Consider the following 14,534-nt stretch of genomic DNA (forward strand, 5'->3'; position numbering starts at 1 on the left):
CCCATGCAGCAGCGCATCTACAAGACAGCGGTGATGGTGGTCCACGATTGCGTGGCGACCGTCCTAGCCGTGACACTCACCTTTGTTTTCCGCTTCAACGGTGAGTTGCTCGCCGAACGCCTCGACGCGCTTCCACTTCTGCTGCCGCCGTTCGTGGCTTTCGCCGCGCTGGTCTACGGTCGATTCAAACTCTACCGGACAAAGTGGCGCTTCGCCTCGCTCCCCGACCTCGCCGGAATCGTCAAGGCGGCGAGCGTCCTCGCCCTCACGCTCCTCGTCGTCGACTACGTGCTCGTTTCGGCGGACATGTATGGATTCTACTTTTTCGGAAAGATCGCCATTGCCCTGTACTGGGTGCTGCAGATCTTCCTGTTGGGGGGCACCCGGCTCGCCTTCCGCTATCTGAAATACACGCGTTCGCGGCAGAGCCAAGCTCGTAGCGCCACGACCCCGACGCTGCTGCTCGGGCGTGGCAGGGATATCGAACTTCTGCTTCGCGCCATCGAAGCGGGCTCGGTGCGGCGCCTGTCCCCCAAGGGCATCCTTGCGCCACGCGCAAACGAGACCGGCCAGATCATGCGCGGCGTCCCCATCCTGGGGGCCTTCTCCGACCTTGAGCGAGTCGTCGCTAACCTAGCCAGTGAGGGTACCCCGGTACGCCGCCTCGTCGCCGTTCCAAATGCCCTGACACCGGAGGCGGAGCCCGACGACCTGATCGCCCGCGCCCGTCGACTCGGCCTTCCGCTGTCGCGGGTCACCAGTCTCGGCGAGGGCATGCGCGATGCCGAACTGGCGCCCCTGGAGATCGAGGATCTCCTCTTGCGACCCACCGTCTCCATCGACCGGCCGCGCCTCGAGCGTTTCCTCAATGGGACGCGCGTCATCGTCACGGGTGGCGGAGGTTCCATCGGCTCCGAGATCGTCGCCCGGGCCGTGGCGTTCGGCGCAGCATCCGTCCTTGTCGTGGAGAATTCAGAGCCTGCCCTGCATGGCATCCTGAGCCAGCCCGCCATCGCAGCGGCCGATGTCACCGGTGCACTCTGCGATATTCGCGACCGTGAACGTCTGCACGCGGTCTTCGCCGGTTTCCGGCCGGATTACGTGTTCCACGCCGCAGCCCTGAAGCAGGTGCCGTATCTGGAGCGGGACTGGTCGGAGGGCATCAAGACCAACGTCCTTGGTTCCATCAACGTCGCGGATGCGACGGTAGCGGCTCGTGCGCGCGCCATGGTGATGATTTCCACCGACAAGGCGATCGAGCCCGTCTCCCAACTCGGCGTCACCAAGCGCTTCGCCGAGATGGTGGCCCAGGCGCTCGATGCCGAGCAAGCGACCGCGTCGCAGGACAAGCCGACTCGTCTGATCGCGGTGCGGTTCGGCAACGTGCTCGGCTCGGTCGGTTCGGTGGTGCCAGTGTTCAAGGCGCAGATCGCCCGAGGCGGCCCGGTCACGGTCACCGATTCGGAAATGGTGCGCTACTTCATGACCGTGCGCGAGGCCGCCGACCTCGTTCTGACCGCAGCCTCGCATGGCGACCGCGAGGGACGCTGCCTGTCTCTGACCGCCCCCGAATCCGACCAGCGGGCTGCAGTCTACGTTCTGAAGATGGGTCAGCCCGTGCGCATTCTCGATCTCGCCGAGCGGATGATCCGGCTCGCTGGTTTCGAGCCCGGCGAAGACATCGAGGTGGTCTTCACCGGCTCGCGGCCGGGGGAGCGTTTGAACGAGATCCTGTTCGCCCGCGAGGAGCCGCGTGTCGCCCTCGACGGGATCGACGGTGTCATGGCGGCCAAGCCCGTCTTCGCCGACCGTACCGTGCTGGAGGGTTGGATCGCCGCGCTGAAACAGGCGGTCGCCACACATGACAGGGCTGCCGCCGATCTGGTGTTCGAAACTGCTGTCCCGGATTACCGCAACCGGCCGAAAGCGGTTCCCGTGTCACAACCTGCGCCAATGACCATCCCCGCCTAGGCTGCACCCTCCGTGCGGGCTAGGGCTGCAAGCCCCTGGAATGAGGTCGATTGCGGGGACCAACCCAACGTAGACAGCCCCTTGGATTGCGCCACGAGGTCGCCCGACAGGCGCTCGAAGATCTCCCGCCGACCCGTCATCCGGCAGGCGAGGCCGAACAGGCTCGGCGGACAGGGTACAAGACCGGCGCGGCGGTCGAGGCCGGCGCGTAAGGCCGCGATCATGCCGGGCAAGGTCAAGGCGTCCGGCTCTGCCGCCACCAGCGCCCGGCCAAGCGATCCTTCGTGACGAAGCACCGTGACGATGGCTGCGGAGAGGTTCTCCACCGAGATCAGGGACCGACGCCCCGTCAGGCTCGCGAGTGGGAGGGGATAGGGCGTTCGCGCGAGCCGCAGGAGCGCGGCCATGTTGCCTTTCACCCCTGCGCCGTAGACGAGGACAGGGCGCAGGGCGACCCAGTCGATCCCGATCTCGGCCAAGGCTTCCTCGGCGGCGAGTTTCGAGCGGCCATAGGCGTCGGTGGGATTTGGATGGTTGTCTTCGGTCACGGTTCCGGCCGCGCTGATGCCGGTCTGCGCCCTGATCGAGGAGAGGAAGACGAAGCGCCCGACCCGCGCCTTGGCCGCTGCTTCGGCGAGACGTCGCGTCGCCTCGATGTTCGAAGAGCGGTAATCGTCCTCCGGCGTGCCGGACATGGCATGGGCGAGGCCGGCGGAATGGACGATGGCGCCGACGCCGGAAAGGGCCGCCGCCATGTTCATGGGCCGGCTCAGGTCGCCCACCACGGCGCCGCTGGCGCCGGGCGGCAACTCCACTGGGCGTCGCAGCAGCACCCGGACCCGATAACCCTGATTCGCGAGCGAGCGCAGCAGGTGACGGCCGATAAAGCCGGTGGCACCGGTCAGCGCGATGACGTTTCTGCTCAAGCGGCGATTCCTTCTCGCAAGGTCGAGAACCGACGCAGCGTCGCGGCGACCAGGGCCGCGCCTGCAGCAAGTGCTGCGAGCGTGACAAGCCGGGACGGCCAAAACAAGGTGGCGCCCGCCAGAACCGCCAGCGCCGTGTTGAGGACGAAGACCCGCCCGACCACCTCCGTCACCGTGAAGCCGTTCGAGGTCGCGCGCTGGTAGTAATGGCTGCGATGCGCCTTCCAGACAGGCTCGCCCTTGGCCGCACGGCGCAGCAGCGTCAGCGTGGAATCGGCGATGTAGTAGAGCGGAAGAAGGACTGCTGCCGCCAGACCGTGCTGAAGGCCGAGGCGGTAGAGCAGCCACGCCACCAGAAGGCCGATCGGCAGGGACCCGACATCCCCCAGGAAAAGGCGGGCCACCGGGCGATTGAAGGGTGCAAAGCCGATCAGCGCACCGAGGAGGGACGCGGCCACGAGGGTCGGCAGCGGCGGTAATTCCCCGCCGAGTCCGGCGAGCATCAGCGCGGCCGAGACCGGCACCATGGCCGAGACCGTCATCCAGTCGAGCCCGTCCATGAAGTTCGTCAGATTCACGAACCAGACTCCGGCCAGGACAGCGAGGGAGCGCTCAGCAATGAGCGGAATCTCGGGTAGGAGCCGTCCCTCCACCGACAGGACGAGGCCGGTCACCGCAAGCGTCTGGAGACCGAGTCTCAGCGTGGCCGGCAGCGGCCTGATATCGTCGACAGCACCCACGATGGCGAGGAACACCGTCGCATGAGCGAGGACCAGCGCCTCCATCGTCGCTGGCATAGGCTGCATCAGGGATGCCAGGAGCCCACCGGTCGCCAGGATGGCGAGGACGATCGCGATGCCGGCCCCTTGGGGGGTCGGCACGCTGTGGCTCGACCGCGCGTTCGGCCGGGCGAGCGCATAGCGTTGAAGGATCGGTTTGAGCAGCACTATCAGGACCGCGCTGAGGCAGGCGGCCAGCGGTACGGCGACGAGCGGCGCGAAAGGCATTGTCGTGTGAGGGTCCGCTGATGTCGCGAGGTCGTGCGGAGTGCCTACCCGTTTTTGCCGCTGGCGGGGAGAGTGCACCTTTCGGAGAGGCAGCCTCTCCGAACCGGTTGCATAGGCACCTTCCCCCGAAGAGGGAGGAAGGTACGTAGACGCGTCAGAACACCTTTTCGCCGCCCTCCCTGACGGAGGATCCGCCGATGCCGGCCGCGGCATCCGCCTTCTCTGCGGCGCGCTTGTCGAGGGCGCGGCCCACCACCTTGGCGATGCCGATCATGATCGTGTCGAGGATGTAGTCCTTCGGCGTGTAGACCGCCGTGACGCCCATGTTCTTGAGGACGAGTTCGTCGTCCGGCGAGATGATCCCGCCGACGACGAGGGGGACGTGGTCGAGGCCCGCCTCCCGCATCTTCGCCTTTACGTCGCGCACCAGCGGTACGTGACTGCCGGACAGGATCGACAGTCCGACCACGTGGGCGCCGGTCTCCTTGGCTTTCGCCACGATCTCGGCCGGGGTCTGGCGGATGCCGTCATAGGTCACGTCGAATCCGACGTCGCGGGCGCGGAGCGCGATCTGCTCGGCGCCATTCGAATGGCCGTCGAGACCGGGCTTGCCGACGACGAGCTTGGGCGTCTCGCCCAGGCGCTCCCCGAGATCGGCGATGAGGAGCTTGGCGTCCTCGGCCGCACCCGAGGAGATCGTCTCGAGGCTGACGCCGGTGGGGGCTCGGTATTCACCGAAGACCTGGCGCAGGCGCGTGCCCCATTCGCCGGTTGTGACGCCGGCCTTCGCCGCCGCGATCGAGACCGGCATGATGTTGGCGCCCGAGCGCGCGGCGGCTTCGAGTTCGTCGAGGGCCTTCTCCACGGCCTTGCCGTCGCGCTTGGCCCGCCAGTCGCGGATGCGCTGCTCGGCTTCCATCTCCACCGTCTCGGAGACCGTGAAGATGGCGCCCTCCCCGGCAGTGAGCGGCGAGGGCTCGCCGGCCTGGAACTTGTTGACGCCGACGACGACCTGATCGCCCGCCTCGATGGCCGAGATGCGCTTGGCGTTGGATTCCACGAGGGCGCGCTTCAGCGCCCCGGTCTCGACCGCCGCCACCGCGCCGCCGATGCCGCCGATCTCTTCGAGGGCCTTGCGGGTCTCCGCCTTCAGAGCTTCGACCTTCGCGTCGATGACCTTCGAACCGTCGAAGATGTCCTCGTACTCGAGGAGGTCGGTCTCGAAGGCGAGGATCTGCTGCATCCGCATGGACCATTGCTGGTCCCAGGGGCGCGGCAGGCCCAGAGCCTCGTTCCAGGCCGGCAACTGCACCGCACGGGCGCGGGCGCGTTTCGACAGGGTGACGGCCAGCATCTCGATCAGGATGCGGTGGACGTTGTTCTCGGGCTGCTGTTCCGTCAGTCCGAGGCTGTTGACCTGAACGCCATAGCGAAAAATGCGCTTCTTCGGGTCGGTGATGCCGTAGCGCTCCTGGGCGATCTCGTCCCAGAGTTCGGAGAACGCCCGCATCTTGCAGATCTCGGTAACGAACCGCATGCCGGCATTCACGAAGAAGGAAATGCGGCTGAACACGTCGGCGAAGCTCGCCTCGTCGAAATCCGGGTCGTCGCGCACCGTGTCGAGCACCGCGATGGCGATGGCCAGCGCGTAGGAGAGCTCCTGCACCGGCGTCGCCCCGGCCTCCTGCAGGTGGTAGGAACACACGTTCATCGGGTTCCACTTCGGCACTTCCTTGGTCGTGAACAGGATCACGTCCTTGGTCAGGCGAAGGGATGGGGCCGGCGGGAACACGTAGGTGCCGCGCGACAGGTATTCCTTGATGATGTCGTTCTGCGTCGTGCCCTGGAGGCCGCTGAGCGGCGCGCCCTGCTCCTCGGCGACCGCGAGGTAAAGCGACAACAGCCACGGTGCCGTGGCGTTGATCGTCATCGAGGTGTTCATCTGCTGCAGCGGAATCTGATCGAACAGAGTCCGCATGTCGCCGAGATGTGCGATCGAGACACCGACCTTGCCGACCTCGCCGCGTGCCAATTCGTGGTCGGGATCGTAGCCGGTCTGCGTCGGCAGATCGAAGGCGACCGACAGTCCGGTCTGCCCCTTCGCCAGATTGCCCCGATAGAGTTCGTTCGATTCCTTGGCGTTGGAATGGCCGGCATACGTCCGGATGATCCATGGCTTGTCGCGCTTGACCTCGGCGACGGTCGCACTCGCGCTCATTCCACTGACTCCACTCGATTCCAAGGCTGCGCGATCTCACGCTTATTGTGCGGCACCCTAACCAAGCCTCGGCCATACGTCATCTGGCCGATGGTCCAACTTGGCGGTCGACAGCCCAGAATGCTTCGAAAAATTCTAGACGACTGGATCAAGCGAATTGAAGAGCGCTTTGTCCGGCAACTGAGGTGAGCTTCCTGTAAATCCTTGACCTCGATGCGGAATATCGAAAACGAGCCGTTCTGCATCAAAGACTTTATTATGAATACATCAATAGGCGGCGGGTCAGCGCACGCACTCGAGGACGCAGCACCCGATCCTGGCCTTTTAGGGGGCCTTGGAGCAGTCCAGGTTCGTGGATATAGGGTCGCACAGAAAGAATAATGGGAGAGCCAAGATGTCGGCGAGTGCTGCCTTGAATACGACCGAGGGCAAGGACCTCTACGAGCTGGGTGAAATTCCGCCCCTCGGCCATGTCCCAGCGAAGATGTATGCCTGGGCGATCCGACGCGAGCGCCATGGCCCGCCGGAGGAGTCGATGCAGGTCGAGGTGGTGCCGACCTGGGAGATCGGCGACGACGAAGTCCTGGTCTACGTCATGGCGGCTGGCATCAACTACAATGGTGTCTGGGCCGGCCTCGGCGAGCCGATCTCTCCCTTCGACGTGCACAAGGCCGACTACCATATCGCCGGTTCGGATGCCTCGGGCATCGTCTGGGCCGTGGGCGCCAAGGTGAAGCGCTGGAAGGTCGGCGACGAAGTCATCGTCCATTGTAACCGCGACGACGGCGACGACGAGGAGTGCAACGGCGGTGACCCGATGTTCTCGCCTTCACAGCGGATCTGGGGCTACGAGACGCCGGACGGCTCGTTCGCACAGTTCTGCCGGGTCCAGTCGCGCCAGCTGATGAAGCGGCCGCAGCACCTCACCTGGGAAGAAGGCGCCTGCTACACGCTGACCCTCGCCACCGCCTACCGGATGCTGTTCGGCCACGCTCCGCACACGGTGAAGCCGGGCCAGAACGTGCTGATCTGGGGCGCCTCGGGCGGTCTCGGCGTGTTCGGCGTCCAGCTCTGCGCCGCCTCCGGTGCGAACGCCATCGCGGTCATCTCGGACGAGTCGAAGCGCGACTACGTGATGAGCCTCGGCGCCAAGGGCGTCATCAACCGCAAGGACTTCGATTGCTGGGGCCAGCTGCCCAAGGTGAACTCGCCGGAATTCCACGCCTGGACCAAGGAAGCGCGCAAGTTCGGCAAGGCGATCTGGGACATCACCGGCAAGGGCAACGATGTCGACATCGTCTTCGAGCATCCCGGTGAGGCGACCTTCCCGGTCTCCGCGCTCGTCGTGAAGCGTGGCGGCATGGTGGTGTTCTGCGCCGGTACCACCGGCTTCAACATCACCTTCGATGCCCGTTACGTCTGGATGCGCCAGAAGCGTATTCAGGGTTCGCACTTCGCGCATCTGAAGCAGGCTTCGGCTGCCAACCAGTTCGTACTGGACCAGCGCATCGACCCCTGCATGAGCGAGGTGTTCCCGTGGGATAAGATCCCCCAGGCGCACACGAAGATGTGGAAGAACCAGCACCCGCCCGGCAACATGGCCTGTCTCGTCAACGCTCCCCGCGCTGGGCTCCGCACGCTGGAAGACGTGATCGAGGCCGGCCCGAAGCGCTGAGATCGAGGAAGGCGCTCAGCGCTTGCCGCCGCCCTCGGCCGGCAGGTGCTGGGCATAGGCCTCGCGTTCTTCGCGCTCCTTGATGAGATCGGCATAGGCCTGGCGCATTTCCGGTGACACGGAAACGCTCCGGGCCTTTTCCTTTTTGCGCTTGGGCGCCTTCTTGAACTGATTGCGCGTCTCGCTCATCGCGTCGCCCCGGTTGTCCGTCGACGATAAGCATAGCCAAGTTGCGTGACGGCTACGAGATGGCACCGCCTGCTTTCGAGATGCCAAGGCGACTGGTAAGGAGAGGAAACAGGATCATCCGGTGATTGCCCTTCCTTTCCCGAGCGCGGGAGAGGCGCGGGCGACGGGCCGGTTCACGAACGGCGAAGCATCATGGAAAAGTTCACCACCCTCACCGGCGTTGCCGCGCCGATGCGCATCACCAATGTCGATACCGACCGGATCATCCCGAAGCAGTATCTCAAGACGATCAAGCGCACCGGTCTCGGCAAGGGCCTGTTCTCCGAGATGCGCTACAACGACGATGGCTCCGAGAACCCGGATTTCGTGCTCAACCAGCCGGCTTACCGTAATGCCAAAGTGCTGGTGGCCGGCGACAATTTCGGCTGCGGCTCGTCGCGGGAGCACGCGCCGTGGGCGCTCGCCGATTTCGGTATCCGCTGCATAATCTCCACGAGCTTCGCCGATATCTTCTTCAACAACTGCGCCAAGAACGGCATCCTTGCCATCATCGTCCCGCCGGAGGATCTGGAGAAGCTGTTCGACGATGCCGAGCGCGGCTCCAACGCCACCCTGACGATCGATCTCGAGAGCCAGACCATCAAGGGGCCTGATGGCGGCACGCTGCATTTCGACATCGATGCCGGGCGCAAAGAAAGCCTGCTCAACGGGCTCGACGAGATCGGCCTGACCCTCATGCGCGCGCCGAAGATCGACGCCTACGAGGAGAAGCTCGCCGCGCGCGGATTTGCCTGAGCGCCGACATCATCACGGTTCGTTTACCATGCGCGCGGCTTAAAGGTCGGGAAACGCCGAAAACCGCCGGGAGACCGCCCATGACGTCGCGCGCGAAGCTGACCGCCCTCCTCTGCCTCGCGAGTGCGGCAGCGTCCGTTCCTGCCAAGGCCGACTTTCGCTCCTGCCTCGCCTCCCTCCAGGGCGAGGCGGCGGCGCAAGGGATCTCAGCGCAGACGTTCCGCGCGGCGACCGACGGGATCGCCTTCGACGACAAGGTCATCGAACTCTCCCAGGCGCAGCCCGAATTCAAGACGCCGATCTGGGACTACATGGCCGCCCTCGTCGACGAGGAGCGGGTGGACGACGGCAAGGCGGCGATGAAGCAGCACGCCCAGGCCCTCGCCAATGCCGAGGCACGCTACGGTGTCGACCGCTACACCATCGCCGCCGTCTGGGGGGTCGAATCGAATTTCGGCAAGAACCTCGGTAAGATGCCGCTGGTTCAGTCCTTTGCCACCCTGATCTGCTCGAATCACCGCCGCGCCGCCTTCTTCAAGGGCGAGTTGATGGCCACCCTCAAGATCATCGAGCGGGGCGACATCGACCCGTCTCGCTTGACGGGCTCGTGGGCCGGCGCCTTCGGCCAGACCCAGTTCATGCCCACCACCTACCAGCGCCTCGCCGTCGACGGCGACGGCGACGGGCGCCGTGATCTCGTTGATTCGGTGCCCGACGCGGTGGCCTCCACCGCCAACTTCCTGCGCGTGGCCAAATGGTCGAACGGTCAGCCCTGGGGCTACGAGGTTCGGGTGCCGAAGGGTTTCAATGCCGGGGCCGCCGGGCGCAAGAACAAGCACGCCGTGGCGCATTGGGCCTCCATGGGTGTCACCCGGATCGACGGACGACCGCTCTCCGGCGACGGCCCTGCCGGCATCCTGCTCCCGGCCGGTATCAACGGTCCGGCCTTCCTGGTGACCCGGAATTTCGACGCGCTCTATTCCTACAACGCCGCCGAATCCTACGGTCTGGCCATCGCGGTGCTGTCCGACCGCCTGCGCGGCCGCTCCGGTGTCCAGGCGGAATGGCCCACCGATGATCCGCCCCTGTCGCGCGCCGAGCGCCGCGATCTTCAGACCAGATTGGCGGCCCAGGGCTACGATGTCGGCGAGCCGGACGGTAAAGTCGGCGCAAAGACCCGCGACGCGATCAAGGCCATCGAGCGCAAGCTCGGCATGCCGCAGACCGGGCGGCCGGGCGGAAAGGTGCTCGAGGCCCTGCGTCGGGGATAGCGGTATGAAGGGGTCGGCACGTCTTCATTCGATCAGCCGCCCCGACCTCCAATCCGCCCTTTCCGGGACGCTGATGAAGCTGACCCATCCTCCGAGGCGGCGCCGGCCGCTGCCTCGGGCTATGTCGGCCGGGGCTCCGGCCTGAGGCAATGGTTCCGAAGATATCCTCTCATTACTTGGACCCAAGCGGCCTGGTCGCTTTTGTAAGATGATGCAGATATCGATCGATACTTATCGAGATCTATTTCAGAAGTAAAATCTCTATTTATTTTGCTATGTGCCGCCATCTTGCTGATGGTCTTCATCATATTGCCTTGGCGAGACCACGTTCGGATCGCGTCAGGAGGTTAATCCGCGCCTTCGAACACAATGTCAGGCCTTTCCTCTTGGCCCGTGTGACGCCGCACCTTGTTCACAGACTGGGCTGATTGGCGCAGGATTAGGCATTGTTGGCCGTCCGTTGACCCTTATGTTGCTGAAACATGCACTAAGGAAAATCATGCTGTATAAAAATGTAGCAATTGCTGCCGTGCTCATTCTCGCGACGGCTTCCTCGGCGGCGGTCGCCCAGATGGCGGGGAAGCGCGGCGTTCAACAGCGTCACCAAGATATCGATGCGACCCATGCGATCGACCAGCGCTACGAGCCGTCGCGGATGTTGAGCCCTGCGCCGAAGCAGGAAATGAAAATGATCCCCTTCCCCCGTGGTGGTCGGATGGAGATGATCCTCGTGCCGGCCAATCCGTCCTCGTAGATGTTGCAGTCGAGGATGGGGTGGGTCGAGTATGTCTCGGGTTGCGAGACTGCTTTGGGATGGATGCCGGTGCGGCGTCCATCCGCCAACGAAAAAGGCCGGGCAATGCCCGGCCTTTCGCAATTCTAACGAGGCTCGCCGTACAGCTTATTCGGCTGCGGTCTTGGCAGCGGACTTTGCGGCCTTCTCGGCCTTGCGGGCGTCCTTGTTGGCCTTCGAGGCATCGGCCTTGGCGGCCTTCTCGGCCGGGCGGTCGGCGCGCTCGACGATACGGGCCGACTTACCGCGACGGTCGCGCAGGTAGTACAGCTTGGCGCGACGCACCTTACCGCGGCGCACGACGGCGATCGAATCGATCATCGGCGAGTAGACCGGGAAGACGCGCTCGACGCCCTCGCCGTAGGAAATCTTGCGGACGGTGAAGCTCTCGTTGAGGCCGCCACCGGAGCGCGCGATGCATACGCCTTCATAGGCCTGCACGCGGGTACGCTCGCCTTCCTTCACCTTCACGTTCACGGTCACCGTGTCGCCGGGCTGGAAGTCGGGAATGGTCTTGCCGAGCGCAGCAATCTGCTCCTGCTCGAGCTGCTGGATGATGTTCATGGTCAAGTTCCTGCCGGTGCGCGCCCGCGATCCCAGGAGGGGAATGCGTGCGTCAGGATTTCGGCATCCTGTTTTGAGTTGCCGCGGGCCATACAGGAAGCATCGGCGCTTGTCGACATCCCCGTCGAAGAACACGAACGGGCCTGTCCACCGCCCGGTGCGTGCAGGTTGAGAAAATCCCGCATACGGTCCACATGGATAGGTAAGCGCGGGGCGTTCCTCGCGCCCTTCCCGGCCGGCCTTGAACCGGCGCAGCGGACGAGGATACGACACAGCCATGTTCATCCAGACCGAAGCCACTCCTAATCCCGCCACCCTGAAGTTTCTGCCGGGGCGCGTGGTACTTCCCGAATCGACCTTCGAGGCTCGGGATGCCGAAGCCGCTGCTCGCTCGCCGCTGGCCCAGCGCCTCTTCGACGTACCCGGCGTCGCCGGCGTCTATTTCGGCCACGACTTCATCTCCGTGACCAAGATCGAGAACGAGCACGGCTGGCCGCAGGTGAAGCCGGCGATCCTCGGCGCGATCATGGAGCATTTCCAGTCGGGCGCCCCGGTCCTGGCAGAGGGCGTCGTTCTCGGTAGCGACGATGCCGAGGAATTCTACGATGCGGCGGATCACGACACCGTCGTCACCATCAAGGACCTGCTCGAGACCCGGGTGCGCCCTGCGGTTGCCAGCGATGGCGGCGACATCACGTTCCGTGGCTTCAAGGAGGGCGTGGTCTATCTCGAAATGAAGGGTGCCTGTTCCGGCTGCCCTTCCTCCACCGCCACGCTCCGGCATGGGGTGCAGAACCTGTTCAAGCACTTCCTTCCCGAAGTGCGCGAGGTCCAGGCGGTCTGATTGCCGTCGCAAGCGCGCAACACCCTGCGTCCTTCGTTGCTTCCGAGGGCCGTCCCGCACTGACGGGGCGGCCTTTTTCATCCTAAACTCGTGCGCCCGACGGGCATCCCGATCTGGAGTGACGTTGCGTATCCTGGCTATCGACACGGCGCTGGACGCCTGCTCCGTCTGCATCGCGACGGATCTCTCCGACGATCTCCTCGCCGAAGAATCCATGACCTTGGCTCGTGGCCATGCCGAAGCGTTGCTCCCCATGCTGGAACGCGTGATGGCGCGTGTCGAAGGCGGGTTCGAGAGTCTCGACCGGGTCGCGGTCACCGTCGGTCCAGGGAGCTATACCGGCCTTCGCGTCGGCTTGTCGGCCGCTCGCGCCGTCGGCCTCGCGACGCAGGTTCCGGTGGTCGGCGTCACGACATTGTCCGCGCTCCTGGCGCCCTTGCTCGCCACCAACGGCCAGGGCCTGATCGCCGCGGCGATCGATGCCCGGCACGGCTCGGTGTATTTTCAGGCCATGAACATGGCGGAAGGCATCGTCGTACCCCCGAGCCTCCTGCGGATCGAGGAAGCGGCCGATCACGTCGGGCGTAGCCCCGTCACCCTGGTCGGATCCGGCGCGCCCGCACTGAGCAGCCTGCTGAGATCCCGTGGCGTCGCGGCATCTATCAGTGATGCTGGCCCGCCGCAGATTGCCTGGATCGCCTCCCTCGGCATGCTGGCCGACCCTGCCCAAGCCATGGCGCGTCCGCTCTACCTGCGTGGACCGGACGCCACTCCCCAGGATCACGCGAGGCTGGCCCGTCGATGATTCGTCCCGTCTCTCCGCTTTGGGCTCTCGATTGGTGGCTGGCCTGGTGGGACGCCTGGGGCGGCGAGCCCTACGTGACGCCTCTGCGCGATTCTTCCTCCGCCTCCACCCTTGCCCGCCTGCACGCCACCTCCTTCGCGCGGCCCTGGGATGCCCATGAATTCGAGCGGATGCTGTGCGAGCGCTCCACCGAGGCTCACGCGCTCTGGCGCGCCGGCACGATCCAGGGCTTCATTCTTTCGCGCCGCGTCGCCGACGAAGCCGAGATCCTCACCGTCGTCCTGGCACCTGCCGCACGGGGCGGTGGCCTGAGCCACAAGCTCGTACGTGAGCATCTCGGGCATCTCGCGCTGAACGGCGTGCGCCATGTCCATCTCGAAGTGGACGAGGGCAATGCCGCCGCACTGAAGCTCTACGCCAGGCACGGCTTCCAGCGCGTCGGCGAGCGCACCGGGTATTACACCCGCGCCGATGGCACTCGCGCCACCGCCTTCACCATGACGGCGACCCTGTCGTGATCCGCGCTTCTTGATCGACGTCGGACGATGACGCGTCTCGGCACCGCCCTTCGGCTTCTCGTCTGCGTCCTGGCCTTCGGGGTGCTGGTCGGTCCGCATCTCCTCAGCCTGAGATTCGGGCGCGGACGGATCGCTGCCCATGCTCCGACCTACTTCCACCGGATCTTCCTGGCGCTGTTCTCCGTGAGAGTGACCCAGAGCGGCACGCCCCCTGCCCTGGGGGAGCCGGCCCTCGTTCTGTCCAACCACATCTCCTGGCTCGATATCCTCGTCCTCGGATCCTTGCGGCCGCTCTCCTTCGTGGCGAAATCGGAGATTTCCGGGTGGCCCGTCGTGGGAACCCTGGCCCGGCTCCAGCGCACCGTCTTCATCGACAGAGCGCGCCGTGCCGCGACAGCCAGCGTCAACGCCACGGTGGCGAGCCGGTTGACCGATGGCGATCTCATCGTCCTCTTCGCTGAAGGTACGACGGGTGACGGGACACGTCTGCTGCCGTTCCGCTCGTCCCTCGTCGGAGCCGCCCGCGCTGCCATCGATTCCGAGGGCGGCACCCGCGACCGTGTTCGGCTCCAGCCCCTCGCCCTCACCTATCCGCGCCGCAACGGCCTGCCCGTGATCCGGTCCGAGCGGCCGGGCATCGCCTGGTACGGTGACATGGAGCTGGCGCCGCATCTTGCGGTCTTCCTTCGGGAGGGGCCGATCGACGTTCATGTCGTCTGGGGCGATCCCATCGCCTTCGAGGCCGGCACCGACCGCAAGCGCGCCACCGCCATGGCCGAAGCCTCGGTGCGCAGGGCGATGCAGGCATCCGTAACGGGCCGGTGGGAGGGCGTGGCGGTGGCACTGCCCGTCGCGGAGCCCCTCATCGCAACGCTCCCCTCCTCGAATGTCGTCGCCTGAACCCCTTCGGCCGTGTTCGTAATGTCGCAAGGAAGCGACGGGCCGGGTGAAACGTGCT

14 protein-coding genes are annotated in these 14,534 nt (G+C 65.3%); 9 read left to right on the plus strand and 5 right to left on the minus strand.

Annotation, left to right across the window (positions count from 1 at the left end; genetic code table 11):
• Positions 1–3 precede the first annotated feature (3 nt).
• Positions 4–1,971 carry an SDR family NAD(P)-dependent oxidoreductase gene (locus RQI43_RS12660; protein ID WP_311275366.1) on the plus strand — a complete coding sequence of 656 codons (1,968 nt, stop codon included), beginning with the start codon at positions 4–6 and terminating at the stop codon, positions 1,969–1,971.
• Here the strand turns inward: RQI43_RS12660 and RQI43_RS12665 are convergent.
• The 3 genes from RQI43_RS12665 to RQI43_RS12675 all read right to left on the minus strand — a co-directional run bounded on the left by RQI43_RS12665 (position 1,968) and on the right by RQI43_RS12675 (position 6,122).
• The gene (locus RQI43_RS12665; protein WP_311275367.1) at positions 1,968–2,897 is read right to left on the minus strand and encodes an NAD-dependent epimerase/dehydratase family protein; all 930 of its coding nucleotides are present in this window, start codon (positions 2,895–2,897) and stop codon (positions 1,968–1,970) included. The two genes, RQI43_RS12660 and RQI43_RS12665, sit on opposite strands and share 4 nt — an antisense overlap.
• Positions 2,894–3,904, minus strand: a complete 1,011-nt coding sequence (locus tag RQI43_RS12670) for a glycosyltransferase family 4 protein (protein ID WP_311275368.1) — start codon at positions 3,902–3,904, stop codon at positions 2,894–2,896. Before RQI43_RS12670 ends, RQI43_RS12665 begins: the two co-directional genes overlap by 4 nt.
• A 154-nt stretch (positions 3,905–4,058) precedes the next feature.
• The gene (locus RQI43_RS12675; protein ID WP_311275369.1) at positions 4,059–6,122 is read right to left on the minus strand and encodes a protein meaA; all 2,064 of its coding nucleotides are present in this window, start codon (positions 6,120–6,122) and stop codon (positions 4,059–4,061) included.
• A 394-nt stretch (positions 6,123–6,516) separates the two neighbouring features.
• Here RQI43_RS12675 and ccrA point away from each other — a divergent pair, with 394 nt between their 5' ends.
• Positions 6,517–7,797 carry a crotonyl-CoA carboxylase/reductase gene (gene ccrA, locus RQI43_RS12680; protein WP_027172596.1) on the plus strand — a complete coding sequence of 427 codons (1,281 nt, stop codon included), beginning with the start codon at positions 6,517–6,519 and terminating at the stop codon, positions 7,795–7,797.
• A 15-nt stretch (positions 7,798–7,812) separates the two neighbouring features.
• Here the strand turns inward: ccrA and RQI43_RS12685 are convergent, their stop codons facing one another.
• Entirely contained in the window at positions 7,813–7,986 is a 174-nt protein-coding gene (locus RQI43_RS12685; RefSeq protein ID WP_311275370.1) for a hypothetical protein, read from the minus strand.
• A 192-nt stretch (positions 7,987–8,178) separates the two neighbouring features.
• Between RQI43_RS12685 and leuD the strand changes: the two genes are divergently transcribed.
• The 3 genes from leuD (at position 8,179) to RQI43_RS12700 (ending at position 10,806) form a co-directional block, all read left to right on the plus strand.
• Positions 8,179–8,781 carry a 3-isopropylmalate dehydratase small subunit gene (leuD, locus tag RQI43_RS12690; RefSeq protein WP_311275371.1) on the plus strand — a complete coding sequence of 201 codons (603 nt, stop codon included), beginning with the start codon at positions 8,179–8,181 and terminating at the stop codon, positions 8,779–8,781.
• A gap of 80 nt (positions 8,782–8,861) precedes the next feature.
• On the plus strand, positions 8,862–10,052 hold the full coding sequence (locus RQI43_RS12695; protein ID WP_311275372.1) for a lytic murein transglycosylase: 1,191 nt from the start codon (positions 8,862–8,864) through the stop codon (positions 10,050–10,052).
• Between the two features lie 499 nt (positions 10,053–10,551).
• On the plus strand, positions 10,552–10,806 hold the full coding sequence (locus tag RQI43_RS12700; RefSeq protein WP_311275373.1) for a hypothetical protein: 255 nt from the start codon (positions 10,552–10,554) through the stop codon (positions 10,804–10,806).
• Between the two features lie 147 nt (positions 10,807–10,953).
• Here RQI43_RS12700 and rplS read toward each other — a convergent pair whose 3' ends face one another.
• Complete coding sequence (gene rplS / locus RQI43_RS12705) at positions 10,954–11,409, minus strand: 50S ribosomal protein L19 (RefSeq protein WP_018042354.1); 456 nt, start codon at positions 11,407–11,409, stop codon at positions 10,954–10,956.
• Between the two features lie 277 nt (positions 11,410–11,686).
• Between rplS and RQI43_RS12710 the strand changes: the two genes are divergently transcribed.
• From RQI43_RS12710 to RQI43_RS12725, 4 genes are all read left to right on the plus strand, one after another.
• Positions 11,687–12,253, plus strand: a complete 567-nt coding sequence (locus tag RQI43_RS12710) for a NifU family protein (RefSeq protein WP_056429959.1) — start codon at positions 11,687–11,689, stop codon at positions 12,251–12,253.
• Between the two features lie 124 nt (positions 12,254–12,377).
• Complete coding sequence (gene tsaB, locus RQI43_RS12715) at positions 12,378–13,058, plus strand: tRNA (adenosine(37)-N6)-threonylcarbamoyltransferase complex dimerization subunit type 1 TsaB (protein WP_207410780.1); 681 nt, start codon at positions 12,378–12,380, stop codon at positions 13,056–13,058.
• A complete protein-coding gene (locus RQI43_RS12720) occupies positions 13,055–13,576 on the plus strand; it encodes a GNAT family N-acetyltransferase (RefSeq protein WP_056429952.1) in 522 nt (173 codons plus the stop codon). The genes tsaB and RQI43_RS12720 overlap by 4 nt, the downstream gene beginning before the upstream one ends.
• Positions 13,577–13,603: 27 nt before the next feature.
• Complete coding sequence (locus tag RQI43_RS12725) at positions 13,604–14,476, plus strand: lysophospholipid acyltransferase family protein (RefSeq protein WP_311275374.1); 873 nt, start codon at positions 13,604–13,606, stop codon at positions 14,474–14,476.
• Positions 14,477–14,534: the final 58 nt, after the last annotated feature.

The organism is Methylobacterium sp. WCS2018Hpa-22 (genome assembly GCF_031843785.1).
GTDB lineage: Bacteria > Pseudomonadota > Alphaproteobacteria > Rhizobiales > Beijerinckiaceae > Methylobacterium.

Excerpts from the sequence above, each read along its gene's own strand:
- RQI43_RS12700 (WP_311275373.1), top strand. The coding sequence starts at position 10,552 with ATGCTGTATAAAAATGTAGCAATTGCTGCCGTGCTCATTCTCGCGACG.
- ccrA (WP_027172596.1), top strand. The coding sequence starts at position 6,517 with ATGTCGGCGAGTGCTGCCTTGAATACGACCGAGGGCAAGGACCTCTAC.
- RQI43_RS12670 (WP_311275368.1), bottom strand. The coding sequence starts at position 3,904 with ATGCCTTTCGCGCCGCTCGTCGCCGTACCGCTGGCCGCCTGCCTCAGC.
- RQI43_RS12660 (WP_311275366.1), top strand. The coding sequence starts at position 4 with ATGCAGCAGCGCATCTACAAGACAGCGGTGATGGTGGTCCACGATTGC.
- RQI43_RS12720 (WP_056429952.1), top strand. The coding sequence starts at position 13,055 with ATGATTCGTCCCGTCTCTCCGCTTTGGGCTCTCGATTGGTGGCTGGCC.
- RQI43_RS12710 (WP_056429959.1), top strand. The coding sequence starts at position 11,687 with ATGTTCATCCAGACCGAAGCCACTCCTAATCCCGCCACCCTGAAGTTT.
- RQI43_RS12685 (WP_311275370.1), bottom strand. The coding sequence starts at position 7,986 with ATGAGCGAGACGCGCAATCAGTTCAAGAAGGCGCCCAAGCGCAAAAAG.
- RQI43_RS12725 (WP_311275374.1), top strand. The coding sequence starts at position 13,604 with ATGACGCGTCTCGGCACCGCCCTTCGGCTTCTCGTCTGCGTCCTGGCC.
- RQI43_RS12695 (WP_311275372.1), top strand. The coding sequence starts at position 8,862 with ATGACGTCGCGCGCGAAGCTGACCGCCCTCCTCTGCCTCGCGAGTGCG.
- leuD (WP_311275371.1), top strand. The coding sequence starts at position 8,179 with ATGGAAAAGTTCACCACCCTCACCGGCGTTGCCGCGCCGATGCGCATC.
- rplS (WP_018042354.1), bottom strand. The coding sequence starts at position 11,409 with ATGAACATCATCCAGCAGCTCGAGCAGGAGCAGATTGCTGCGCTCGGC.
- RQI43_RS12675 (WP_311275369.1), bottom strand. The coding sequence starts at position 6,122 with ATGAGCGCGAGTGCGACCGTCGCCGAGGTCAAGCGCGACAAGCCATGG.